This window comes from Pseudomonas sp. PDM04, assembly GCF_014851765.1.
GTDB lineage: Bacteria > Pseudomonadota > Gammaproteobacteria > Pseudomonadales > Pseudomonadaceae > Aquipseudomonas.
Window position 1 is genome coordinate 926,693 of the sequence record NZ_JACVAI010000001.1, and the last position, 20,288, is coordinate 946,980.

The following is a 20,288-nucleotide window of genomic DNA, read 5'->3' on the forward strand; positions in this document are numbered from 1 at the left end:
GCAGCGCTAGGTTTTTTTACGGAAGACAAACACCAGTCCGACGATGATCAACAGCATGCCCAGCAGGCTCAGCGCTGCCAGCCGATTGCCGAAGATCAGGTAGTCCATCACCGCTGTCACCGCCGGCACCAGGTAGAACAGGCTGGTGACATTGACCAGGTTGCCGCGAGCGATCAGGCGATACAGCAACAACGTGGCCAGCACCGACACCACCAGCCCCATCCACAGCACCGGCACGAAGAAACCGCTGGTGTGCTCGAAATGGAACGGCTGGAAAGGCACGAAGATCCCGCACAGCAACAGCCCCGCGAGGTATTGCACCGGCAGTGTGCCGAGGGGGTTGTCGGTGATGCGTTTTTGCATGATCGAGCCGAACGTCATGCTCGCCAGCGCCAGCAGACCGAAGAGCATCCCCGCCAGTGACATGCCCGCCAGGCCGATGCCCTGATACACCACCATGATCAGCCCGACCAGGCCCAGGGCCAGGCCGAACAGGCGGCTCGCCGAGCGCTGCCGCTCCATGATCACCACGGTGAGAATGGGCTGCACGCCCATGATCGTGGCCATCACCCCCGGCGTGACTTTCAGGTCCAGGGCCAGCAGATAGAAAATCTGATAGGCTCCCAGCAACACCACCCCGGTGGCCATGGCGTACAACATCGGTTTGCCGCCCCGGGGCAACTTCAGCTTGAGCAAAGGCACCAGCAGCACCAGCCCGCACAGGGCGATAGCGAAGCGAATCAGCAGAAAGGCAAAGGGTGACGCGTGGGCCAGGCCCCACTTGGAGAAGATCGCCCCGCTGCTCCACAGCAGGACGAACAGGCTCGTGGACGCCGCCGCGAGCGCGGTTTTTTTCGAAAGGACAAACATGAATACCACCTGTAGTCAGGCAAGAAGCCAACTCAGCCGAAGCTGAAATCCAGTAGTTTTTTCAGGCGTTTGCGAGGACGTGGAACAGCAGGAAAGCTGATCAGCCCCGAATGCCAGCGCCCGGCGGTGATACGACTGCGTACACCGGCGTGCTACGGACAGGTGGAGGGTAATGACTGATCTGCACAGGCTGCTGATTCCCGCACGGCACGACGCCAGCGTTGACCGCTGAATCGACTACCGCGTTGATGAGGGCTGCAGGCATGGGCTGATCTTTTTCGAGGGAAATAACCGAGTGCCGACTATAACCAGCGAGCGACATGGATTGCAATGACTTGGACAAAGGGCCAGCAACGACAGCGAAGCATCGCTTGTTTACCCTGCGTAAAACCAAAATTGCCCACTCTGGGGACATGGGATGCAAGGGAACTGATGCCAAAGGAACGGACGCGTCTCCGGTACCCAGTGTACAAATCGAACGCCAGGAGACTGGCAGCCGCCCTTACAGCCCAACTGCAGAATGAAATGAATCTGGCTGGCCCGCAGGCACTTGACTTAACAAAGGTTCGGTTCGAAGCGATTGATGCTCAGGCGCTTGAAGCGTGCCAACACTAGGAACATCCACAGTTTTCATGGAGTGAGATCCATGAATGGAAAGCTCGAGAGCCCCTGGCGCTGGATATAGCGATCTGGTTTGAAGAAGAGTTGTGTGGGCTGTGTTTCGTAAACCCGAACAGCAGTCGTCGCCGAATCCGAATTGTGCGATTGGAAGGTCGCCCCAAAGAAGCACACCCCCTGAAAAACCGGGTCGCGATGTTGGCGATTATCGTCATTGACCAATATGCGCAACTTCTCGGTAGCCAGTTGATTGAGGTTCAAGAACCTCTGAAGGGGGCCATTCCCATGTATCAGCAACTCGGTTTTTATTTTGATGCCGACAATCGACTTGTCATGGCAACAGGGTGTCCGGTATCGTGAAAAGTGTTCAATTAGTGATCAAAAGCGGAGGGAATATGCGCAAGACAATTAAAAAGTCCCCCACAAAGAGAGAACAAAAGCAGGTCGTTGTGCAGCCCTCTGCGAACCAGCGTCGTCTCCTGGGACTACTGATTACCGGCATCGAAGCAGAAGAACCTGTTGGCGTCCTTGCCGGCGAATCGTTCAGGTTTTCCTCATAAAAAAACCGCTCCCAAGGAGCGGTTTTTCATTCCACGGTCAATCTCACCCAAACAACCAATACCCCAACAACGTCAGCACCACCACGGCCAACACCGGCCGCAGCACACGATAGGCCTTGGGGTTGCGGCGTTTCCACTGCTTGACCATGCCACTGAACTGGTCGCTGAAGCGCTTGCTCCAGGCGTAAGCCTGGTTGATTCCGCCCACGCGCTCATCGTCGAGGTTCTGCGGTGCCGTGGCGCGCCCAAGCAGGGCACTGACCCGACGGTTGAGGCCGGTCATCAGGCGATTGCTCAACGGACGCTCGATGTCGCAGAACAGGATCACCCGGGTCTGCTCGGTTTCGTTCTTGACCCAGTGCACGTAGGTTTCATCGAACATCACATCATCGCCATCGCGCCAGGCGTAAACCTGGCCATCGACAAAAATGCGGCAATCGTCGGAGTTCGGCGTGGACAGGCCCAGGTGATAACGCAGGGAACCGGCAAAGGGGTCGCGATGCGGGTTGAGGTGGCTGCCACCGGGCAGCAGCGCGAACATGGCGCCCTTGACGTTGGGAATGCTGCTGACCAGCGCCACGGTTTTCGGGCACAGGGCTTCGGCCGAAGGCAGGGGCTTGTCGTACCATTTGAGGTAGAAACGCTTCCAGCCTTTCTTGAAGAACGAGCCGAACCCGGCGTCATTGTTCTTCTCGGCGGCACGGATGTAGCCCTCGTCGAACAGGTGCATCGCCTCGTCGCGAATGACCTGCCAGTTATCCTTGAGCACATCCAGTTCAGGGAACTTGCTGCGATCCAGGTAAGGCCGGGAAGGCACGCTGGAAAACAGGTACATCAAGGCGTTGTAGGGCGCAAACAGTGCCGAGTGATTGACGAACTGGCGCAAGACCGGCAAACGCGCCTTGCCGCGTAAGTGCACATACAGCGTGCTGCCCAGGAACAGCAGCAACAGCGACGCCTTCACGGCAAAGGAAACAGTCATCCACAACTCCTTGAAATAAACACCCCTGCGCAGCGCCATGTTCCCGACGCGGCAGCCAGCCATGATAAGCACTCGTGGCCAGGGGGGAAACCCGCCTGACTCGACATTCAGTGTTGAGAATTGTGCAATAAAGCACTTCTTAACATAAGCCTCCTGAACGGTGCCTGACGTCAATCAGCCCCCGATCGGACACACGGTGCTCAAGCCTGGGTCTCCTGCTCGGTGAACAGGTCACTGAACAGCATGCTCGACAGGTAGCGTTCGCCGGAGTCGGGCAGAATCACCACGATGGTCTTGCCCTGCATTTCCGGGGTTTCAGCCAGGCGCGCCGCCACGGCCATGGCGGCACCGCAGGAGATGCCACACAAAATCCCTTCTTCCTGCATCAGGCGCAAGGCCATGGCCTTGGATTCCTCGTCAGTGACCAGTTCGACCCGGTCGACCACCGACAGGTCCAGGTTCTTCGGCACAAAACCGGCACCGATGCCCTGGATCTTGTGGGGGCTTGGCTTGATCTCGTCGCCCGCCAACGCCTGGGTAATCACCGGCGATACCACCGGTTCGACCGCCACCGACAGGATCGGCTTGCCCTGGGTGTTCTTGATGTAGCGCGACACACCGGTAATCGTGCCACCGGTGCCCACACCCGCCACCAGCACATCGACTGCACCGTCGGTGTCGTTCCAGATTTCCGGACCGGTGGTTTTTTCATGAATGGCCGGGTTGGCCGGGTTTTCGAACTGCCCCGGCATGAAGTGCCGGGTGGGATCGCTGGCGACGATCTCGGTCGCCTTTTCGATCGCGCCCTTCATGCTCTTGGCCGGTTCGGTCAACACCAGCTCGGCGCCCAGTGCCTTGAGCACCTTGCGACGTTCGATGCTCATGGACGCCGGCATGGTCAGGATCAGCTTGTAGCCCCGCGCCGCCGCGACGAACGCCAGGCCAATCCCGGTGTTGCCGGAAGTGGGTTCGACGATGGTCATGCCAGGCTTGAGTTTGCCGGTGCTTTCAGCGTCCCAGATCATGTTGGCGCCAATCCGGCACTTGACCGAGTAACCCGGGTTGCGTCCCTCGATCTTGGCCAGGATGGTCACGCCGCGAGGCGCGATGCGGTTGATCTGCACCAGTGGCGTATTGCCAATGGAGTGGGCGTTGTCAGCGTAGATACGACTCATGGCCGGGTCCTTAATGCAGCGTTGAATTAGCCCTTAACGGTATGCCTGTTGCCGGTGCTCGTCCAGTCGGGTCGAACGTCCGCCGAGCATCAGAGTCAATGCATTACAACGCCAGAGATTTGCCATCATGAAACGTCGATACAGCTGGCCCCTGTGGACCCTTGTCGGTCTCGTGGTGGTCCTGATTGCCCTGCACATCGCCCTGCCCTACATGGTGCGCGACTACCTGAACGGCAAGCTCGCCGACATGGGCGACTACCGTGGCCAGGTGACCGACGTGGACCTTGCGCTGTGGCGCGGTGCCTACAGGATCAACGGCCTGAAAATCGTCAAGGTCGATGGCAAGGTTCCGGTGCCCTTCGTCGATGCTCCGCTGATCGACCTGTCCGTCAGTTGGCACTCGCTCGTGTACGACCACGCCGTCGTGGCCAAGGTGCAGTTTTTCAACCCGCAGGTGAACTTCGTCGATGGCGGGGCCAACAAGCAGAACTCGCAGACCGGTGAAGGCACCGACTGGCGTGCGCAATTGAGCAAGCTGTTACCGATCACCCTGGACGAAGTGCGCCTCTACGACGGCAAGATCAGCTTCCGCAACTTCAACTCCAAGCCGCCCGTCAACATGAACGCCACTCAGGTCAATGCCAGCATCTATAACCTGACCAACGTCGTCGACAAGGACGGCAAACGCGACGCCCGCTTCGATGGCAAAGCCCTGCTGCTGGGCCACGCGCCGCTTGAAACCAGCGCAACCTTCGATCCGCTGAGCAACTTCGAAGAATTCCAGTTCCGCTTGCGCGCCAGGGACATCGAACTCAAACGCCTGAATGACTTCGCGTCGGCCTACGGCAAATTCGATTTCAACGCCGGTCACGGCGACGTGGTGATTGAAGCCCAGGCGAAAAAGGCGCAGTTGACCGGCTACATCAAACCCCTGTTGAAAGACGTGGATGTATTCAATTGGCAGCAGGACGTCGAGAACAAGGACAAGGGACTGTTCCGCTCCATCTGGGAAGCCATTGTCGGGGGTTCCGAAACCGTGCTGAAAAACCAGGGCAAGAATCAGTTTGCCACACGCGTGGAGTTGAGCAGCAACGTGCACCGGCAAGATATCAGCGCGTTCCAGGCGTTTTTGCAGATTTTACGCAATGGATTCGTCCAGGCGTTCAATGCCCGCTATGAACGGCCGAAGCCGGAGGCAGGTTAACCGCCTCTGCCACCGAGACTGAGTCAAGTTGTGACGCTCCATTCAGAGACTGAATAAGCCGTCTGCGTTCACAGTCGCCCGGCCTGCGCGTTATAGTCGGGCACTTGTCTATTGCAACCGCCCTGCCCTGTCAGGCCGGCTTTACCGTTCGAGGATTAGCAGATGAAATTCGAAGGCACCCAGGCCTACGTCGCCACCGATGACCTGAAGCTGGCGGTCAACGCCGCCATCACCCTGGAGCGTCCGCTGCTGGTCAAGGGCGAGCCGGGGACGGGCAAGACCATGCTGGCCGAGCAACTGGCGGAGTCCTTCGGCGCCCGGCTGATCACCTGGCACATCAAGTCCACCACCAAGGCGCACCAGGGTCTCTACGAATACGATGCCGTGAGCCGGCTGCGCGACTCGCAACTGGGCAACGAAAAGGTCCACGACGTCCGTAACTACCTGAAAAAGGGCAAGCTCTGGGAAGCGTTCGAGTCCGAGGAGCGGGTGATCCTGCTGATCGATGAAATCGACAAGGCCGACATCGAGTTCCCGAACGACCTGCTGCAGGAACTCGACAAGATGGAGTTCTACGTCTATGAGATCGACGAGACCATCAAGGCCAAGCAGCGGCCGATCATCATCATTACCTCCAACAACGAAAAGGAGCTGCCGGACGCCTTCCTGCGCCGTTGCTTCTTCCACTACATCGCCTTCCCGGACCGCGCCACCCTGCAAAAGATCGTCGACGTGCACTACCCGGACATCAAGAAGGACCTGGTCAGCGAAGCGCTGGACGTGTTCTTCGATGTGCGCAAGGTGCCAGGGCTGAAGAAAAAGCCGTCGACCTCCGAACTGGTGGACTGGCTGAAGCTGCTGATGGCCGACAACATCGGCGAAGCGGTGCTGCGCGAACGCGATCCGACCAAGGCGATTCCGCCGCTGGCCGGGGCCCTGGTGAAAAACGAACAGGACGTGCAATTGCTCGAGCGCCTGGCGTTCATGAGCCGTCGCGGCACTCGCTAAGCACTTGTAAAGAGGGCTGACGCCATGCTGCTCAACCTGTTCAATGAAATGCGCGCCGCCAAGGTCCCGGTCTCGGTCCGTGAGCTGCTGGATCTGATCAACGCGCTGAAACAGCGCGTGACCTTCGCCGACATGGACGAGTTCTACTACCTGTCGCGGGCGATTCTGGTGAAGGACGAAAGGCATTTCGACAAATTCGACCGGGCCTTCGGCGCCTATTTCAACGGTCTGGAAAAACTCGACGACCACCTCCAGGCGCTGATTCCCGAAGACTGGCTGCGCAAGGAGTTCGAGCGCTCGCTGACCGACGAGGAGCGGGCGGCGATCCAGTCCCTGGGCGGGCTGGACAAGCTGATCGAAGAGTTCAAGAAACGCCTGGAAGAACAGAAGGAACGCCACGCCGGCGGCAACAAATGGATCGGAACCGGCGGCACCAGCCCCTTCGGTTCCGGTGGCTTCAACCCCGAAGGCATTCGTGTCGGCGATGCCGGCAAACGCCAGGGCAAGGCGGTCAAGGTCTGGGACCAGCGCGAGTACAAGAACCTCGACGATTCGGTGGAACTGGGCACGCGCAACATCAAGGTCGCCCTGCGCCGCCTGCGCAAATTCGCCCGCCAGGGTGCCGCCGAAGAACTGGATATCGATGGCACCATCGACCACACCGCCAAGGACGCCGGCCTGCTGAACATTCAGATGCGCCCGGAACGACGCAACACGGTGAAGCTGTTGCTGCTGTTCGACATCGGCGGCTCGATGGACGCGCACGTGAAAACCTGCGAGGAACTGTTCTCGGCCTGCAAGACCGAGTTCAAGCACCTGGAGTATTTCTACTTCCACAACTTCATTTATGAATCGGTGTGGAAAAACAACATGCGCCGCACCTCCGAGCGCACTTCCACCCAGGATCTGCTGCACAAGTACGGCGCCGACTACAAGGTGATCTTCATCGGCGACGCCGCCATGGCGCCCTACGAAATCACCCAGCCGGGCGGCAGTGTCGAGCACTGGAACGAAGAAGCCGGCTACGTGTGGATGCAGCGGTTCATGGAGAAATACAAGAAGCTCATCTGGATCAATCCGTATCCGAAGGACACGTGGGGCTATACCTCATCGACCAACATTGTGCGCGATTTGATCGAGGACCAGATGTACCCCCTGACGTTGCGCGGGCTTGAGGAAGGGATGCGGTTTCTGTCCAAGTAGAAAGGCCAGCGGCTGATTGATCGTTCCCGAGCCCGGAAACGATCAACCCAGTCACTGCAGCCCGCGAACGTCCCGGTCCTCGATCGGCCGGCTCTGGCGCAGGCGTCGGCCACCCAGCACCACCCAGTCGATCAGCCGGAACAGGCACTCGATGCCAAACGACAGCAGCAACGCTCCGCTCATGCCCCAGATCATCGCTTCCGGCGTCAGCAGGATCTGGTAACTGTAACCGTTCCAGGTTTCCTTGCGGATATCCGGATCGGCGGCCAGTACCACCTGCAGGAAGCGGATGTACCAGGGCCCCTGCATGGCCTGGAACTGTTTATCCAGGGCCAGCTGTCGGCTCAGCAGGTTGCTCAGGCTGTCGGCGTCGCTGCGAAAGATCGGGTCTTCGCTGGCGCGGTAATGGGCGACCAGCGCCTGCATATCGCCCTTGAAGAACTGATTGGCGGTGCCCTGGAAACCGCTCAGGCTGGTCTGCGCCTCGATCAGATGCGCTTCGATGCGCTTGGCGTAGTCGTTGATGAACCCTGGCACCTGGACACCGATCAACAGTCCCGCCGCGAACAGCACCAGCCGTAGATAACTGAGCAACATGAGAGCGTCCTTTATTCGGTCTTGCCCTGGCTGACGCATTCACCACGTCGCCACAGGCTCCATTGGCCCGGCTCGTAGCGGGTCCAGGTTTCGTTTTCGGTCAGGGGTTCGGTGGCGATCACCGTCACCACGTCGTTGGGCGTGGTCTCGGCCTGGAAATCGACGATCACATCGACATCCTTCAGGCGCGCCGGGCCAAACGGCGCGCGACGGGTAATCTGCGCCAGCTTGGTCGAGCAGTAGCAGAACAGCCAGTCACCATCGCTGAGCAGACAGTTGAACACCCCTTTACCACGGTATTCGGCGCAGGCGGCGACCAGGTCGGGCAACAGCGCCTCGACCTCCACCGGCTCGGGAAACGCCGCGCGTACCCGGTTGAGCAAATCGCAGAACGCCGCTTCGCTGTCGGTATCGCCGACGGGGCGGTAAAAGCTGGTCATCGGTTGAAAATCCGCCAACTGGCCGTTGTGCGCGAAACACCAGTTGCGCCCCCACAGTTCGCGCACGAACGGGTGGGTGTTGGACAGGCAGACCTTGCCGACGTTGGCCTGGCGGATGTGCCCGATCACCACTTCGCTCTTGATCGGATACCGCTGCACCAGGTTGGCGACTTCCGACTCGCTGCTCGCCGCCGGATCCTGGAACAGGCGCAGGCCACGGCCTTCGTAGAACGCGATGCCCCAGCCGTCACGGTGCGGCCCGGTGCGGCCACCGCGTTGCATCAACCCGGTGAAGCTGAACACGATATCGGTCGGAACATTGGCGCTCATGCCCAATAACTCACACATGCTCGGACTCTCTGTAAGGCAGGGGCACGGTTACAAACGCGGTTCGACCCGCATGCGCTGCGGGTTGCTCGGGACCGGCGGGCGACCGTAGCGGTCATCACCGGCACCGCCGAACGGCTGATCGTCGTCAGGCTCGTCGGCGCGGGCAGCCGTCCTGGCCGCCTCCGCCCGCTCCTTGCGGGCTCGGGAAGCACGCTCGATGGGGAAGCGGATCGCCACGAACACCAGGTAAACGCCAAAGGCGATCATGCCGTACATGAACAGATCGGAAATGGCGCGCCAGGCGTTGTTGCCGACCTTGAACGCAAGGTCCAGGGTGGTTATGGCAATGGCCGGGGCGACCTTCTCCTTCACCGGATCGATGATGGTCGGGCTGAACAGCAACACCGCAACCAGCAGCCGCAGCGGCTCGCGCAGCCAGCGCCACATCCAGCGGGTGATACGCATCCACACCAACAGGCAGCCCAAAGCGGCGAAGGCGTAAAGGCCCCAAGCGATCAGATAGTCGTTCTCGGTCATGGTGTCCATGGCAAGGCAGGCAAATAGGCGCTTATAGTAACGACTTTTCGCACGCCAGGCTTGTCCCAATACCTGACAGCCAGACTCAAAACCCCGTTTCGACCATTGCCCGAGAGCCCTTCATGCCCCGATCCGCCAACGTCACCAGCGCCCCGATTGCCCACAAGGCGCCAGGCACTGACCCGTATGCCTGGCTGCAGGAACGCGACACCGACGCGGTGCTCGACTACCTGAAAGCGGAAAACAGCTATCAGGAAGCGCAAACCGCCGATCAGGCCGGGCTGCGCGAAACCCTGTTCGAAGAGATCAAGGGCCGCATCCTCGAAACCGACCTGTCGTTGCCTTCGCCGTGGGGCCCCTATCTGTATTACACGCGCACCACCGCCGGCGACGAGTACGCCCGGCACTACCGCTGCCCACGCCCGGATGACGACAGCCTGCAGCTCGACGAAAGCCGGGAACAGCTGCTGCTGGACCCGAACGAACTGGCCAACGGCGGCTTCTTTTCCCTCGGCGCGTTCAGCATCAGCCCGGATCACCAGCGCCTGGCCTACAGCGTCGACGCCACGGGCGACGAGATTTACACCCTGTTCATCAAGGAATTGTCCGACGGCCGGGTCAGCGAGCTGGCGTTCGAGAACTGCGATGGCAGCATGACCTGGGCCAACGACAGCCTGACGCTGTTTTTCGGCGAACTGGACGACACCCATCGCCCGCACAAGCTGTTCCGCTACCGGCTGGACGGCACGGCGGCCGAAGAAGTGTTCCATGAGCCGGACGGCCGGTTCTTCATGCACTGCTACCGCTCCAGCTCCGAACAGCAGTTGATGCTGGCCCTGGGCAGCAAGACCACCAGCGAAATCTGGGTGCTGGACGCCTTCCAGCCGCAGCAGGCCTTTACCTGCATCGCACCACGGGTCGAAGACCATGAGTACGATGTCGATCACGGCGCACTCGACGGGCAGTGGACCTGGTTCATTCGCACCAACCGCGACGGCATCAACTTCGCCCTCTACACCGCTGTCGATACCGGCGTGGCGCCGTGCGAAGCCGACTGGCGCAACCTGATCCCCCATCGCGACAGCACGATGATCGATGGCATGAGCCTCAACGCCGGGGCCATGACCCTGAGCCTGCGCGAGGGCGGCCTGCCGATCATCGAAGTGCACCCGCAGGACTTGCCCAGCTACCGCGTGCAATTGCCGGATGCCGCCTACAGCCTGCACGTGCAGAACAGCCTGGAATTCGTCAGCGAGCAGATTCGCCTGCGCTATGAAGCGCTGAACCGGCCGGCGCAAATCCGCCAACTGGAACTGATCAACGGCGAGCAGAAGGTGTTGAAGCAGACCCCGGTGCTCGGCCCGTTCGACGCCGATGCCTACGTCAGCCAGCGTCTCTGGGCCACCGCCCCGGACGGCACGCAAGTGCCGATCAGCCTGGTGGTCAAGCGCGAAGCGCTGGGCCAACCGACGCCACTGTACCTGTACGGCTACGGCGCCTACGGCCAGAGCCTCGACCCGTGGTTCTCCCACGCCCGCCTGAGCCTGCTGGATCGCGGCGTGGCCTTTGCCATCGCCCACGTGCGCGGCGGCGGCGAACTGGGTGAAGCCTGGTACCGCGCCGGCAAACAGGAACACAAGCACAACACCTTCAGCGATTTCATCGCCTGCGCCGAGCACCTGATTGCCAACGGTTACACCACTTCGCCGCAACTGGCGATCAGCGGCGGCAGTGCCGGCGGCCTGCTGATCGGCGCGGTGCTGAACATGCGCCCGCAGCTGTTCGGCGCGGCGATTGCCGAAGTGCCGTTCGTCGACGTGCTCAATACCATGCTCGACCCGGACCTGCCGCTGACCATTACCGAATACGACGAGTGGGGCAACCCGCAGGAGCCGGACGTCTACGAACGGATCAAGGCCTACGCCCCGTACGAAAACGTCACGGCGCAAGCGTATCCGGCAACGCTGGTGATCGCGGGCTACAACGACAGTCGCGTACAGTACTGGGAAGCCGCCAAGTGGGTGGCCAAGCTGCGCGCCAACAAAACCGACGACAATCCGTTACTGCTCAAGACCGAGCTGGGGGCTGGCCACGGCGGAATGAGCGGCCGTTATCAGGGATTACGTGACGTAGCGCTCGAATACGCATTCGTTTTCAAGGTTTTGGGCATTGCCTGAGGAACTTGGCCTGATGGCCCGGTCTTAAGACCATCGCGTTTCCATTGTGGGAGCGAGCCTGCTCGCGATGGCGGCAGCACAGCCCGCATTCGTATTGAATAGACGGCCCAATCGCGAGCAGGCTCGCTCCCAGAAAAAAGCCGATCAAGATCCGCCACGACAGACACAACAAAAAAGACCGCACGACATGTCAGAACCGACCTTACTGAACAATGAAATTCGCGACTGGCTGATGGACTGCGGCCTGTTCGCTCAATTGCAGCCCGCCGACTTCGCGGCAGCGTCAGGCTATTTCAGCATCAGCACGGTGGCCGAGGGCGAAGAGATTTTCCACGAAGGCGATGCCGGCAGCTTCATGTGCATCATTCACACCGGCCAGGTCGCGGTACAGAAAACCAACAGCGACGGGCAACTGGTGACGATGACCATCCTGCGCAGCGGCCGGGCCTTCGGCGAAATGGCGGTGCTCGACGGTGAGCGCCGCTCCGCCAGCTGCGTGGCCGCGAGCAACTGCCAGTTGCTCAACCTGGGCAAGGACTCACTGGAAAAAATGCTCAACGACGCGCCGAAGATCGCCGCCAAGATCATCCGAGCCCTGGCCGTGTCCCTGTCCAAGCGCTTGCGCATGGCCGACGGGCAACTGCTTTCGCAACAGGTCTAGCCCCCCGGCGACTTGCTCTTCGTGGTGTTCTGCTCAAGGCCCGGCAGGGGCTGGTCCCTGGGTGGCGGGCTGGGGACGTCGATCGGTGGCAACAGCGGTGGCCCGCCGCTGCCCGGACCGGCCTTGGGCACGCTGTTGGGGGTGATCTGCGGGTAAGGTGTCGGCGTCGCGGTACCGGGCGAACCGGGCAGCGGCGCCGGGCTGGTCGGAATGGTTTGCAGCTCCTGGGCCGACGCTGCAGTTATCGAGAGCGCGGTCAGGGCAATGACCGTTAGAATGGTGCGCTTCATCAGGGCTCCGTTGACAGGTTGTCTGCCTGCAGGCTACTCCCAACGACGCACCTTTGCCTTCCCCCTTTGCCCAATCTTCTCAAGAGATCCCCATGAAACGTTTCGTCCTGCTCGACACCGCCCCAATCCCTGGCAACGGCGGTGCCCTGTGCCTGTTCGAATACGGCGAGGATTTTGTCATCAAGATCCAGGGCGGTGATGGTGGCCAGCTGATGAACACGCGCATGCACGGTTCCGAAGATGCCCTGGCCGAGATCCCCTGCCGCAAGGTTGCCGGGCGTCCGAACTCGCGGGTACTGATCGGTGGCCTGGGCATGGGCTTCACCCTCGCTTCGGCCCTGAAGCATCTGGGCAAGGGCGCCGAGGTGGTGGTCGCCGAACTGGTGCCCGGCGTGGTCGAGTGGAATCGCGGGCCGCTGGGCGAGAAAGCCGGCAACCCGTTGCAGGATCCACGTACAGTGATTCGCATGGAAGACGTGGCCAAGGTGCTGCAAGCCGAGCCGCAAGGGTTCGACGCCATCATGCTCGACGTCGACAACGGGCCCGAAGGCCTGACCCAGCGCGCCAACAGTTGGCTCTACTCGGCCGGCGGCCTGAGTGCCTGCGCCAAGGCCTTGCGGCCAAAAGGCGTGCTGGCCGTCTGGTCGGCCAGCGCCGACCGGCAGTTTTCCGACAAACTGAAGAAGGCCGGATTCAAGGCCGAAGAAGTCCAGGTCTTCGCCCACGGCAACAAAGGCACCCGCCACACCATCTGGATTGCCGAGAAGCTCAAGGGCTGAGCTAAACTGCGAGCCTAACCGTCATCAGTCTTTTACAAAGGTGAACCCATGAGTTCGTCCACCCCCACCAACACGTCGAAGCTGGACCGCATCCTCGCCGACAACCAGCGCGACAAGGAAATGGGTTATCGCGACAAGGCCCTGAAGATGTACCCGCACGTGTGCGGCCGCTGCGCCCGTGAATTTTCCGGCAAGCGCCTGAGCGAACTGACCGTGCACCACCGCGACCACAACCACGACAACAACCCGCAGGACGGCTCGAACTGGGAGCTGTTGTGCCTGTACTGCCACGACAACGAACACTCGCGCTACACCGACCAGCAGTATTTCGGCGAAGGCTCGCTGAGCACGCCGAAGATCGCCAAGGCCACGCACAACCCCTTTGCGGCGTTGGCCGGGTTGATGAAGAAGGAAGACTGAGGCTGTTTTTTGGGGCCGTTACTGGCCCCATCGCGAGCAGGCCCGCTTCCACACTGGCTCCGTTACACCCATGCCCCTGTGGGAGCGAGCCTGCTCGCGATGACGCCGGCACAGACGGCAAAAAACATCAGACCCGCCGCCCTGCCCCATTCCCCGTATAATCGCCGTTTTTTCCCGAAGGCACTCCGCTCGTGGCAGACAAACGGTACAGCTGCATTGGTTTGTATAACCCCAAATCACCGGAAAACGTCGGCTCGGTCATGCGCGCCGCCGGCTGCTATGGCGTGGCGTCCGTGTTCTACACCGGCAAGCGTTATGAACGCGCCGCCGATTTCGTCACCGACACCAAGCGCGTGCACTACGACATCCCGCTGATCGGCATCGACGACCTGAAAAAGATCTTGCCGCTGGGCTGCGTCCCGGTCGCCGTGGAGCTGGTCGAAGGTGCCCGCTCGTTGCCCGAATACACCCACCCGGATCGCGCGCTGTATATCTTCGGCCCCGAGGACGGCTCGCTGGACAAGGAGATTCGGGACTGGTGCGAAGACGTGGTCTACATCCCGACCACCGGCTGTATGAACCTCGCCGCCACGGTCAATGTTGTGCTCTACGACCGCATGGCCAAGGGCCTGAACACCCGCTCCGGGCCGAAATTTCGCTGAACCGCCCACATCCGATGGAACAAGCCGCCTGCCTCGGCAGTCAGCTTAAATATCCATCGAAGCAGTCATTTGCGCCAGGAGACAGATCATGAGCCAACTCAAACGCGTGGAGCGTATCGAAACCACTCCGTTCCAGAGCCCTTCCGAGCACAACGTCCACGGCTGGGAACGCCTCGGCTCGCTGGCGGGCGGCGTGGTGATGGTCGGCAAGGGCCTGCGTCGCGGCGGTATTTTCGGCCTGATCCAGGTGGCCATCGGCGGCGTGGCACTGGCCCGGGGCATCACCGGTCACAGTTCGGCCAAAAGCCTGCTGGAGAAAAGCCGCCAGGACATGAACAACGTGCGAGCGAAGATCGAACGTGCCGGGGAAGAGCTGGGGCGATTGAAAGCGAATGCCGAAGCGGCGACCAGCACGGCGACCGTGACCGGCAATGATTCGTTGAAGTCGCCTAAAGCCGGGGTTTGAGCCTGACTGTACGCTGGGGCTAATGGCCTCATCGCGAGCAGTCTCGCTCCCACAGGTGATGCGTCGTCCTTGTGGGAGCGAGACTGCTCGCGATAGCGGTGTTACTGAAGCAACTCGGTATTGAGCACTCTGGATGACTCGCCGATCACGCTTTCGGCCAGTTGCACAAAGTCCCGGGTATTCACACTCTCCAACCGCATCGCCCCACGCATCACATCGTCCAGCGAGCGCTTGTTGCGGGTTTTCAGGCGAATCTCGCGATCCAGCTCTTGCAGCAACAACACCGCCTTGGCCACCTGCGCCGGGCTGGCCTGGGCGTCACGCAAGGTGGTGACTTTCTGGCTGTCCTTGACCAGCTTGCCATGCAGGTTTTCATAACGCTCGTCACTCATCCCCCCGGCGCGCCGCACCAGCTCGATCGCGTAGTACTCGGCCAGCCCTTCGCTGATCCAGTCGCTGCGTTGCGTATCGTTGACGCGCCCGAACAGTTGGGCCAACTCCCGCACGAGCGCGCTGCTGCCGCTTTCGCTGACCAGCGGCAGACGGGTATTGAGGTAGATCGATTCCCGCGCCGCCAGGCTGCCGCGCCACATCGGGTCATTGGCCCCGACGATCAGCAGTTTGGCGGGATGCCGCGGGAACACCGCCTGCACCTGCGGCCAGACGAACGTCAGCAGTGTCAGCACATCCATGCGGTGCATGCCCTGCCCCTTCGGCGAGGCCACGGTGACTTCGGTTTCCCCCAGACGGGTGCGACGGCTGCCAAGGTGGCCGGCGAGCATCCAGCCCGTGGGCCGATCGAACAGGCGCGAGACGTTGTCGATGCGGAACTTGTTCTTGCCGATGCGCGGCCAGGCGGTTTCGACGCTTTTCCAGCCATTGGGCAACTCGAACTCAAGGCGTGACACCAACTCGATGCCATCCTGCTGATCGAGCCTCGCGGCGGGCACCAGATCGTCACCCCGCATCAGCGCCCAGCCCGGCGTCATGCGCGTGTCGAAGCTGCCATTCTTGCGGCTGTGGCTGACGCGTACGCGATAGGTCAGGCTGGCTTTGTCCGCCGCCGGGCGCCAGATGCCGCGAGTCGGCTTGCCGGGTGTGAGCTGCCAATTGCCGTCGGCCTGGAAGTCGCTGTAACGATTGCCGTCACCGAGGTCGAAATCCAGGCTGCGCACCGCCGAGCCCTGGGCCAGGGTCAGGCGCACTTCAGCCTGATCGCTTTGCGGCAGCAGGCGCACGTGATAATCCAGATCGACTTTCTTCGCCGCCCACACCGACGAACTCAGGGCCACCAGCCCGACGGCCAGCGCCAGGCGCAATCCCACAGCCATACACACTCCTTGTTGAAACTAACCTGCGCGGAAAATCAGATGATCTTCCCAATCCTCTTCGGCCACGCTGCCTTCGGCGAGCATGCGCCCGGACTGGGAAATGCGTTCGTGGTGCACGGCATCGCGATCACCGCACACCAGGTGATGCCAGAGCGGCAGGTCCTTGCCTTCACTGACCAGACGATAACCGCAGGTCGGCGGCAGCCACTTGAACTCATCGGCCTTGCCGGGCGTGAGTTGAATGCAGTCCGGCACGAATTCGCGACGGTTGGGGTAATCGCTGCACTGGCAGGTTTTCAGGTCCAGCAATTTACAGGCGATGCGTGTGTAGTAGACGCTGTTGTCGTCCTCATCCTCGAGCTTTTGCAGGCAGCACAGCCCGCAACCGTCGCACAGCGATTCCCATTCCTCCTGATCGAGTTGATCGAGGGTTTTGCGTATCCAGAACGGTTCGACTTTGGCGGCCATGGCTCGAGCATCAACATCAGGTGGTGAAAAGGCCGCCAGTCTAGTGCCCGGCGCCCCGCCGGCCAAGCATTGGCGACTGCCGGTAGAACGGGACTTGTCAGTTAATGCGTCGCCAAGTAGCTTTGCCAGTCGCAAGGAGCCAAGCACTGCGTGCCATGAACGCCCGACCGCGTTGCATTCAGATGAAATGCCAGGCCCATGAAAAAACCCATCGCCCAGCCAACCTGTGCCCGCCGGTTTTAAATCGACTCTTTGACCGCAAGGAATCTCCGCATGAGTGCCAATCCACGCGTTGCCGATTATGCCATCCACCCGCAATTCACCGATCGCTGGTCGCCCCGTGCCTTCACCGGCGAAGCCATCCCCGAAGAAACCCTGCTGAGCTTCTTCGAAGCCGCACGCTGGGCGCCATCGGCCTACAACTCGCAGCCATGGCGCTTCCTGTATGCGCGTCGCGACACGCCAAACTGGGAGCGTTACCTGGGCCTGCTCAACGAATTCAACCGCAGCTGGGCACAACACGCCTCGGCGCTGGTGATCGTGATCTCCAAGACCACCTTCGTCGCGCCCGGCGCCACGGAAGAAACCCCGGCCTTGTGGCACACCTTCGACACCGGTTCGGCCTGGGGTCATCTGGCGTTGCAAGCGAGCCTCAGTGGCTGGCACACCCACGGCATGGCCGGTTTCGACCAGGAACTGACCCGCAAGGAGCTGAACATTCCTGAAGGTTACGCGCTGCACGCCGCCGTTGCGGTGGGCAAGCTCGGCGACAAGGCGACGCTGGCGGACTACCTGCAAGCGCGCGAAACGCCCAGCCCGCGCCGGCCGTTGAGTGAAACGGTTGCCGAAGGCGATTTCAGCCTCTGAGCCATAGCGCGATTTCCATTGTGGGAGCGAGCCAGCTCGCGATGAGGACCTGTCAGTCGACACTTTCATCGTCTGATACGCCGTTATCGCGAGCAGGCTCGCTCCCACAGTTTGATCAGGGTGGTGTCAATAACCTCGATCGAAATCCACTTCCCCGCGCAGCGCCTCGCCGGCGTGATACGCCCGCAGGTTCTCGACGAACAGTTGCACCATCATCGTCGGCGAAGTCGGCGCCGAGCTGTGCCCCGTCAGCAGCAAGCCCCAGGCCGTCCAGAACGGGTGGCGTTGCGGCAACGGCTCCTGGCGGCAGACATCGATCACCGCCCCCGCCAGATGCCCTTCCTTCAAGGCTTCCACCAGGTCAGCGTCGACCACCGCCACTCCGCGTCCGGCGTTGATGAACAGGCCCGTCGACTTGAATTGCCTGAACAGCGCGGCGTCGTACAGGTCATGGGTCGTCGGCGTGTTCGGCAGCAGGTTGATTACGTAATCCACTTCACCCACCAGGCGCGGCAAGTCTGCCAGCGTGGCCACTTCGACAAACGGGGCCTGTACCCGGGCTTCGCTGGCGATGCCATACAACTGGACCCCGAACGGCAGCAGAAACTGCGCGACGGTCTGGCCAATATCGCCGGTGCCGACGATCAACACCTTGCGTCCCGCCAGGCTCTGGCCCTGGCGGCTGTCCCATTTGCGCTCGACCTGGCTGACCAGGCGCGGTAGCACTTCACGTTCATGGCCGAGCATGTAGGTCAGCACGTATTCGGCCATGACCTGACCGAAAATCCCCACCGCGCGCGTCAGGCGATAGTGCCGTGTCAGTCCGTCGGCCAGCAGTGGCGTGATACCGGCCCAGGTCGACTGCAACCACTGCGGCTGGTGGCCCTGACGCAGCAGGGTGGCCAGCAGGTCCGGCTGGCCCAGCCAGATCGGGCAATCGGCGGCCTGACGGGCCAGTTCGGCGGAGTCACCGCTGGTGAGCACTTCCAGTTCAGGCGCGGCCTGGCGCAACAGTTGGGCGTATACAGCGTAGTCGTGTTCGGCAATCAGAACGCGCATGGTTCAAACCTTTCAAAAGCAGTGCAAACGGCCGCCGGGGAAGTCTCGCTTCCCGGCCTGGCCATCGCCAAAATCATTCCAGTATTTCACGCCGACTCTGAACAGAGCCTGTCTGCCGGTCAGACCGGGTCGTTGCGCCGCAACAATTCTTCCGGCAAGTGTTCGATGTACTCGTCTTCGGCCGGCGGCATCTGCAGGTGGTAGCCCTGCTTCTCAAGGTTTTCCAGGACCACCGCGATGTCTTCGCGCGACAGCTTGCGCTCGGGGCTCAGCACCAGATCGAACGCGTGGATGGCCTTGCCGAAGGCCGCCATCAGCGGTTCCGGCACACGCTCCAGGGCGTCACTCTTGAGCACATAGAGGTACATCTCGTTTCTCTTCGAACTGCGGTAGATCGAGCAAATACGTTTCAAGGCTGTTCTCCGGGGGTGGCCAGGCTGTCGAGCAAGGCCTGGCCCATCAATTCGCGGCGCCAGCCACGCAGCGAATCAGGCAATTGGTAGGGACCGTTGGGGAAGCCGCTCTTGAGCAGGGCTTCCAGGGTTTTCTTGCGCAGCATCAGTTCCGGCGCAATGTTCAGTCGCTCGGCTTCGGCCTGGCCGAGGGCGCGCAACTGCTTGATCAGCGCGGCGGCATCCACGGGCAGCGGCTCCGGCACGGCAGGCGGCCACTGATCGGGCGACACGCTGCCGGAGCGCTTGATCAGATCCAGCAGGAACTCGCCATCCTGGCGCACGGTGCGCGGGTGCATGTCTTCGATTTTACCCAGCGCCGCGAGGTTGTCCGGCTGCGTACGCGCCAGCGGCCACAGGGAATGTTCGCGGATGATGCGATTGCGCGGCAGGTCGCGGGCGCGGGCCTCGCGCTCGCGCCAGGCGCAGAGTTCACGCAGCACGGCGAGCTGGGCCCTGGAAAGCTTCCAGGCCAGCTTGGCGTCGCGATAAACCTCATAGGGATCGATTTCGCGCCGCAGGTTGGCCACCAGCTCGGCGCCGTCTTCCAGGACCCAGGCGTATTTGTCGTCAGACAGCTTGGGACGCAGTTGTACGAAAACTTCTGCAAGGTGCAAGGCATCTTCAGCGGCGTAGCTGATCTGGGTGTCCGACAGCGGACGTTGCAGCCAGTCGGAACGGGTTTCGCCCTTGGGCAGTTCGATGCCCAGCACTTCCTGCACCAGGCGCGAGTAACCCATGGAAAAGCCGAGGTTCAGGTAGGCGGCGGCCAGTTGCGTGTCGAACAGCGGCGCCGGCAGGCTGCCGGTCAGGCGCAACAGCACTTCGAGGTCTTCGCTGCAGGCATGGAGCACCTTGACCACGGCCGGGTTTTCCAGCAAGGCAGCCAGGGGTTGCCAGCGGTCGATGGTCAGCGGATCGATCAGGTAAGCGCGCACGCCGTCGCCAACCTGCAACAGGCCGGCAATCGGATAAAAGGTGTCGACCCGCATGAACTCGGTGTCGAGGGCAACGTAGGGCAGCTGCTGCCACTCGGCACAAAACCGGGCGAGGCTATCGTTGTCGCGAATCCAGTGAATATCGATGGCCACACGGCTCTCCCTTGAAGAATGGCGCGCAGTATATATCGCCC

At 61.4% G+C, this 20,288-nt stretch carries 23 protein-coding genes; 11 read left to right on the forward strand and 12 right to left on the reverse strand.

Features of this window, described 5'->3' with window-relative positions:
• Nucleotides 1-6 precede the first annotated feature (6 nt).
• Nucleotides 7-870 carry a DMT family transporter gene (locus tag IB249_RS04230; protein ID WP_192302249.1) on the reverse strand — a complete coding sequence of 288 codons (864 nt, stop codon included), beginning with the start codon at nt 868-870 and terminating at the stop codon, nt 7-9.
• Nucleotides 871-1,635: 765 nt separating this feature from the next.
• Here IB249_RS04230 and IB249_RS29985 point away from each other — a divergent pair.
• Nucleotides 1,636-1,848 carry a hypothetical protein gene (locus IB249_RS29985; protein WP_318653480.1) on the forward strand — a complete coding sequence of 71 codons (213 nt, stop codon included), beginning with the start codon at nt 1,636-1,638 and terminating at the stop codon, nt 1,846-1,848.
• Nucleotides 1,849-2,091: 243 nt separating this feature from the next.
• Here IB249_RS29985 and IB249_RS04240 read toward each other — a convergent pair whose 3' ends face one another.
• Nucleotides 2,092-3,030, reverse strand: coding sequence for an aspartyl/asparaginyl beta-hydroxylase domain-containing protein (locus IB249_RS04240; RefSeq protein WP_192302250.1), 939 nt, complete (start codon nt 3,028-3,030; stop codon nt 2,092-2,094).
• 200 nt (nt 3,031-3,230) lie between these two features.
• A complete protein-coding gene (gene cysK / locus IB249_RS04245) occupies nt 3,231-4,205 on the reverse strand; it encodes a cysteine synthase A (RefSeq protein WP_192302251.1) in 975 nt (324 codons plus the stop codon).
• A gap of 127 nt (nt 4,206-4,332) precedes the next feature.
• Here cysK and IB249_RS04250 point away from each other — a divergent pair, with 127 nt between their 5' ends.
• The 3 genes from IB249_RS04250 (at nt 4,333) to IB249_RS04260 (ending at nt 7,620) form a co-directional block, all read left to right on the forward strand.
• Nucleotides 4,333-5,409: a DUF748 domain-containing protein gene (locus tag IB249_RS04250; protein ID WP_192302252.1), complete on the forward strand. Its 1,077-nt coding sequence runs from the start codon at nt 4,333-4,335 to the stop codon at nt 5,407-5,409.
• Nucleotides 5,410-5,571: 162 nt separating this feature from the next.
• Nucleotides 5,572-6,417: an AAA family ATPase gene (locus tag IB249_RS04255; protein WP_192302253.1), complete on the forward strand. Its 846-nt coding sequence runs from the start codon at nt 5,572-5,574 to the stop codon at nt 6,415-6,417.
• A 24-nt stretch (nt 6,418-6,441) separates the two neighbouring features.
• Nucleotides 6,442-7,620 (forward strand): vWA domain-containing protein, encoded by a 1,179-nt coding sequence (locus IB249_RS04260; protein WP_192302254.1) that lies wholly within the window; start codon nt 6,442-6,444, stop codon nt 7,618-7,620.
• Between the two features lie 51 nt (nt 7,621-7,671).
• Here IB249_RS04260 and IB249_RS04265 read toward each other — a convergent pair whose 3' ends face one another.
• From IB249_RS04265 to IB249_RS04275, 3 genes are read right to left on the reverse strand one after another with little or no spacing between them, the layout of a single operon-like run.
• Complete coding sequence (locus tag IB249_RS04265) at nt 7,672-8,217, reverse strand: DUF2937 family protein (protein ID WP_192302255.1); 546 nt, start codon at nt 8,215-8,217, stop codon at nt 7,672-7,674.
• 11 nt (nt 8,218-8,228) lie between these two features.
• A complete protein-coding gene (locus IB249_RS04270; protein WP_192302256.1) occupies nt 8,229-9,005 on the reverse strand; it encodes a class II glutamine amidotransferase in 777 nt (258 codons plus the stop codon).
• Nucleotides 9,006-9,035: 30 nt separating this feature from the next.
• The gene (locus tag IB249_RS04275) at nt 9,036-9,533 is read right to left on the reverse strand and encodes an MFS transporter (protein WP_192302257.1); all 498 of its coding nucleotides are present in this window, start codon (nt 9,531-9,533) and stop codon (nt 9,036-9,038) included.
• A 113-nt stretch (nt 9,534-9,646) separates the two neighbouring features.
• Between IB249_RS04275 and IB249_RS04280 the strand changes: the two genes are divergently transcribed.
• Both IB249_RS04280 and IB249_RS04285 read left to right on the forward strand, forming a co-directional pair.
• Nucleotides 9,647-11,701: a S9 family peptidase gene (locus IB249_RS04280; RefSeq protein ID WP_192302258.1), complete on the forward strand. Its 2,055-nt coding sequence runs from the start codon at nt 9,647-9,649 to the stop codon at nt 11,699-11,701.
• A 187-nt stretch (nt 11,702-11,888) separates the two neighbouring features.
• Complete coding sequence (locus IB249_RS04285) at nt 11,889-12,362, forward strand: Crp/Fnr family transcriptional regulator (RefSeq protein WP_192302259.1); 474 nt, start codon at nt 11,889-11,891, stop codon at nt 12,360-12,362.
• Here the strand turns inward: IB249_RS04285 and IB249_RS04290 are convergent.
• The gene (locus IB249_RS04290) at nt 12,359-12,652 is read right to left on the reverse strand and encodes a hypothetical protein (protein WP_192302260.1); all 294 of its coding nucleotides are present in this window, start codon (nt 12,650-12,652) and stop codon (nt 12,359-12,361) included. The genes IB249_RS04285 and IB249_RS04290 overlap by 4 nt on opposite strands.
• Nucleotides 12,653-12,744: 92 nt before the next feature.
• Between IB249_RS04290 and IB249_RS04295 the strand changes: the two genes are divergently transcribed.
• From IB249_RS04295 to IB249_RS04310, 4 genes are all read left to right on the forward strand, one after another.
• The gene (locus tag IB249_RS04295) at nt 12,745-13,431 is read left to right on the forward strand and encodes a spermidine synthase (protein WP_192302261.1); all 687 of its coding nucleotides are present in this window, start codon (nt 12,745-12,747) and stop codon (nt 13,429-13,431) included.
• A 48-nt stretch (nt 13,432-13,479) separates the two neighbouring features.
• Nucleotides 13,480-13,851: a YajD family HNH nuclease gene (locus IB249_RS04300; RefSeq protein ID WP_007944009.1), complete on the forward strand. Its 372-nt coding sequence runs from the start codon at nt 13,480-13,482 to the stop codon at nt 13,849-13,851.
• Between the two features lie 191 nt (nt 13,852-14,042).
• Nucleotides 14,043-14,513: an RNA methyltransferase gene (locus tag IB249_RS04305; RefSeq protein ID WP_095171660.1), complete on the forward strand. Its 471-nt coding sequence runs from the start codon at nt 14,043-14,045 to the stop codon at nt 14,511-14,513.
• A gap of 88 nt (nt 14,514-14,601) precedes the next feature.
• Nucleotides 14,602-14,979, forward strand: a complete 378-nt coding sequence (locus IB249_RS04310) for a DUF2892 domain-containing protein (RefSeq protein WP_192302262.1) — start codon at nt 14,602-14,604, stop codon at nt 14,977-14,979.
• A 101-nt stretch (nt 14,980-15,080) separates the two neighbouring features.
• On the opposite strand, the gene IB249_RS04315 is transcribed toward IB249_RS04310, so the two are convergent.
• A complete protein-coding gene (locus IB249_RS04315; RefSeq protein WP_192302263.1) occupies nt 15,081-16,310 on the reverse strand; it encodes a hypothetical protein in 1,230 nt (409 codons plus the stop codon).
• An 18-nt stretch (nt 16,311-16,328) separates the two neighbouring features.
• Nucleotides 16,329-16,778 carry a YcgN family cysteine cluster protein gene (locus tag IB249_RS04320; protein WP_192302264.1) on the reverse strand — a complete coding sequence of 150 codons (450 nt, stop codon included), beginning with the start codon at nt 16,776-16,778 and terminating at the stop codon, nt 16,329-16,331.
• A 273-nt stretch (nt 16,779-17,051) separates the two neighbouring features.
• Between IB249_RS04320 and IB249_RS04325 the strand changes: the two genes are divergently transcribed.
• Nucleotides 17,052-17,645 carry a nitroreductase family protein gene (locus IB249_RS04325; protein ID WP_192302265.1) on the forward strand — a complete coding sequence of 198 codons (594 nt, stop codon included), beginning with the start codon at nt 17,052-17,054 and terminating at the stop codon, nt 17,643-17,645.
• A 126-nt stretch (nt 17,646-17,771) separates the two neighbouring features.
• Here the strand turns inward: IB249_RS04325 and IB249_RS04330 are convergent, their stop codons facing one another.
• The 3 genes from IB249_RS04330 to rnd all read right to left on the reverse strand — a co-directional run bounded on the left by IB249_RS04330 (nt 17,772) and on the right by rnd (nt 20,247).
• Entirely contained in the window at nt 17,772-18,704 is a 933-nt protein-coding gene (locus IB249_RS04330; RefSeq protein WP_192302266.1) for a D-2-hydroxyacid dehydrogenase, read from the reverse strand.
• Between the two features lie 119 nt (nt 18,705-18,823).
• The gene (locus IB249_RS04335) at nt 18,824-19,117 is read right to left on the reverse strand and encodes a YcgL domain-containing protein (protein WP_015093929.1); all 294 of its coding nucleotides are present in this window, start codon (nt 19,115-19,117) and stop codon (nt 18,824-18,826) included.
• Entirely contained in the window at nt 19,114-20,247 is a 1,134-nt protein-coding gene (gene rnd / locus IB249_RS04340) for a ribonuclease D (protein ID WP_192302267.1), read from the reverse strand. The genes IB249_RS04335 and rnd overlap by 4 nt, the downstream gene beginning before the upstream one ends.
• Nucleotides 20,248-20,288: the final 41 nt, after the last annotated feature.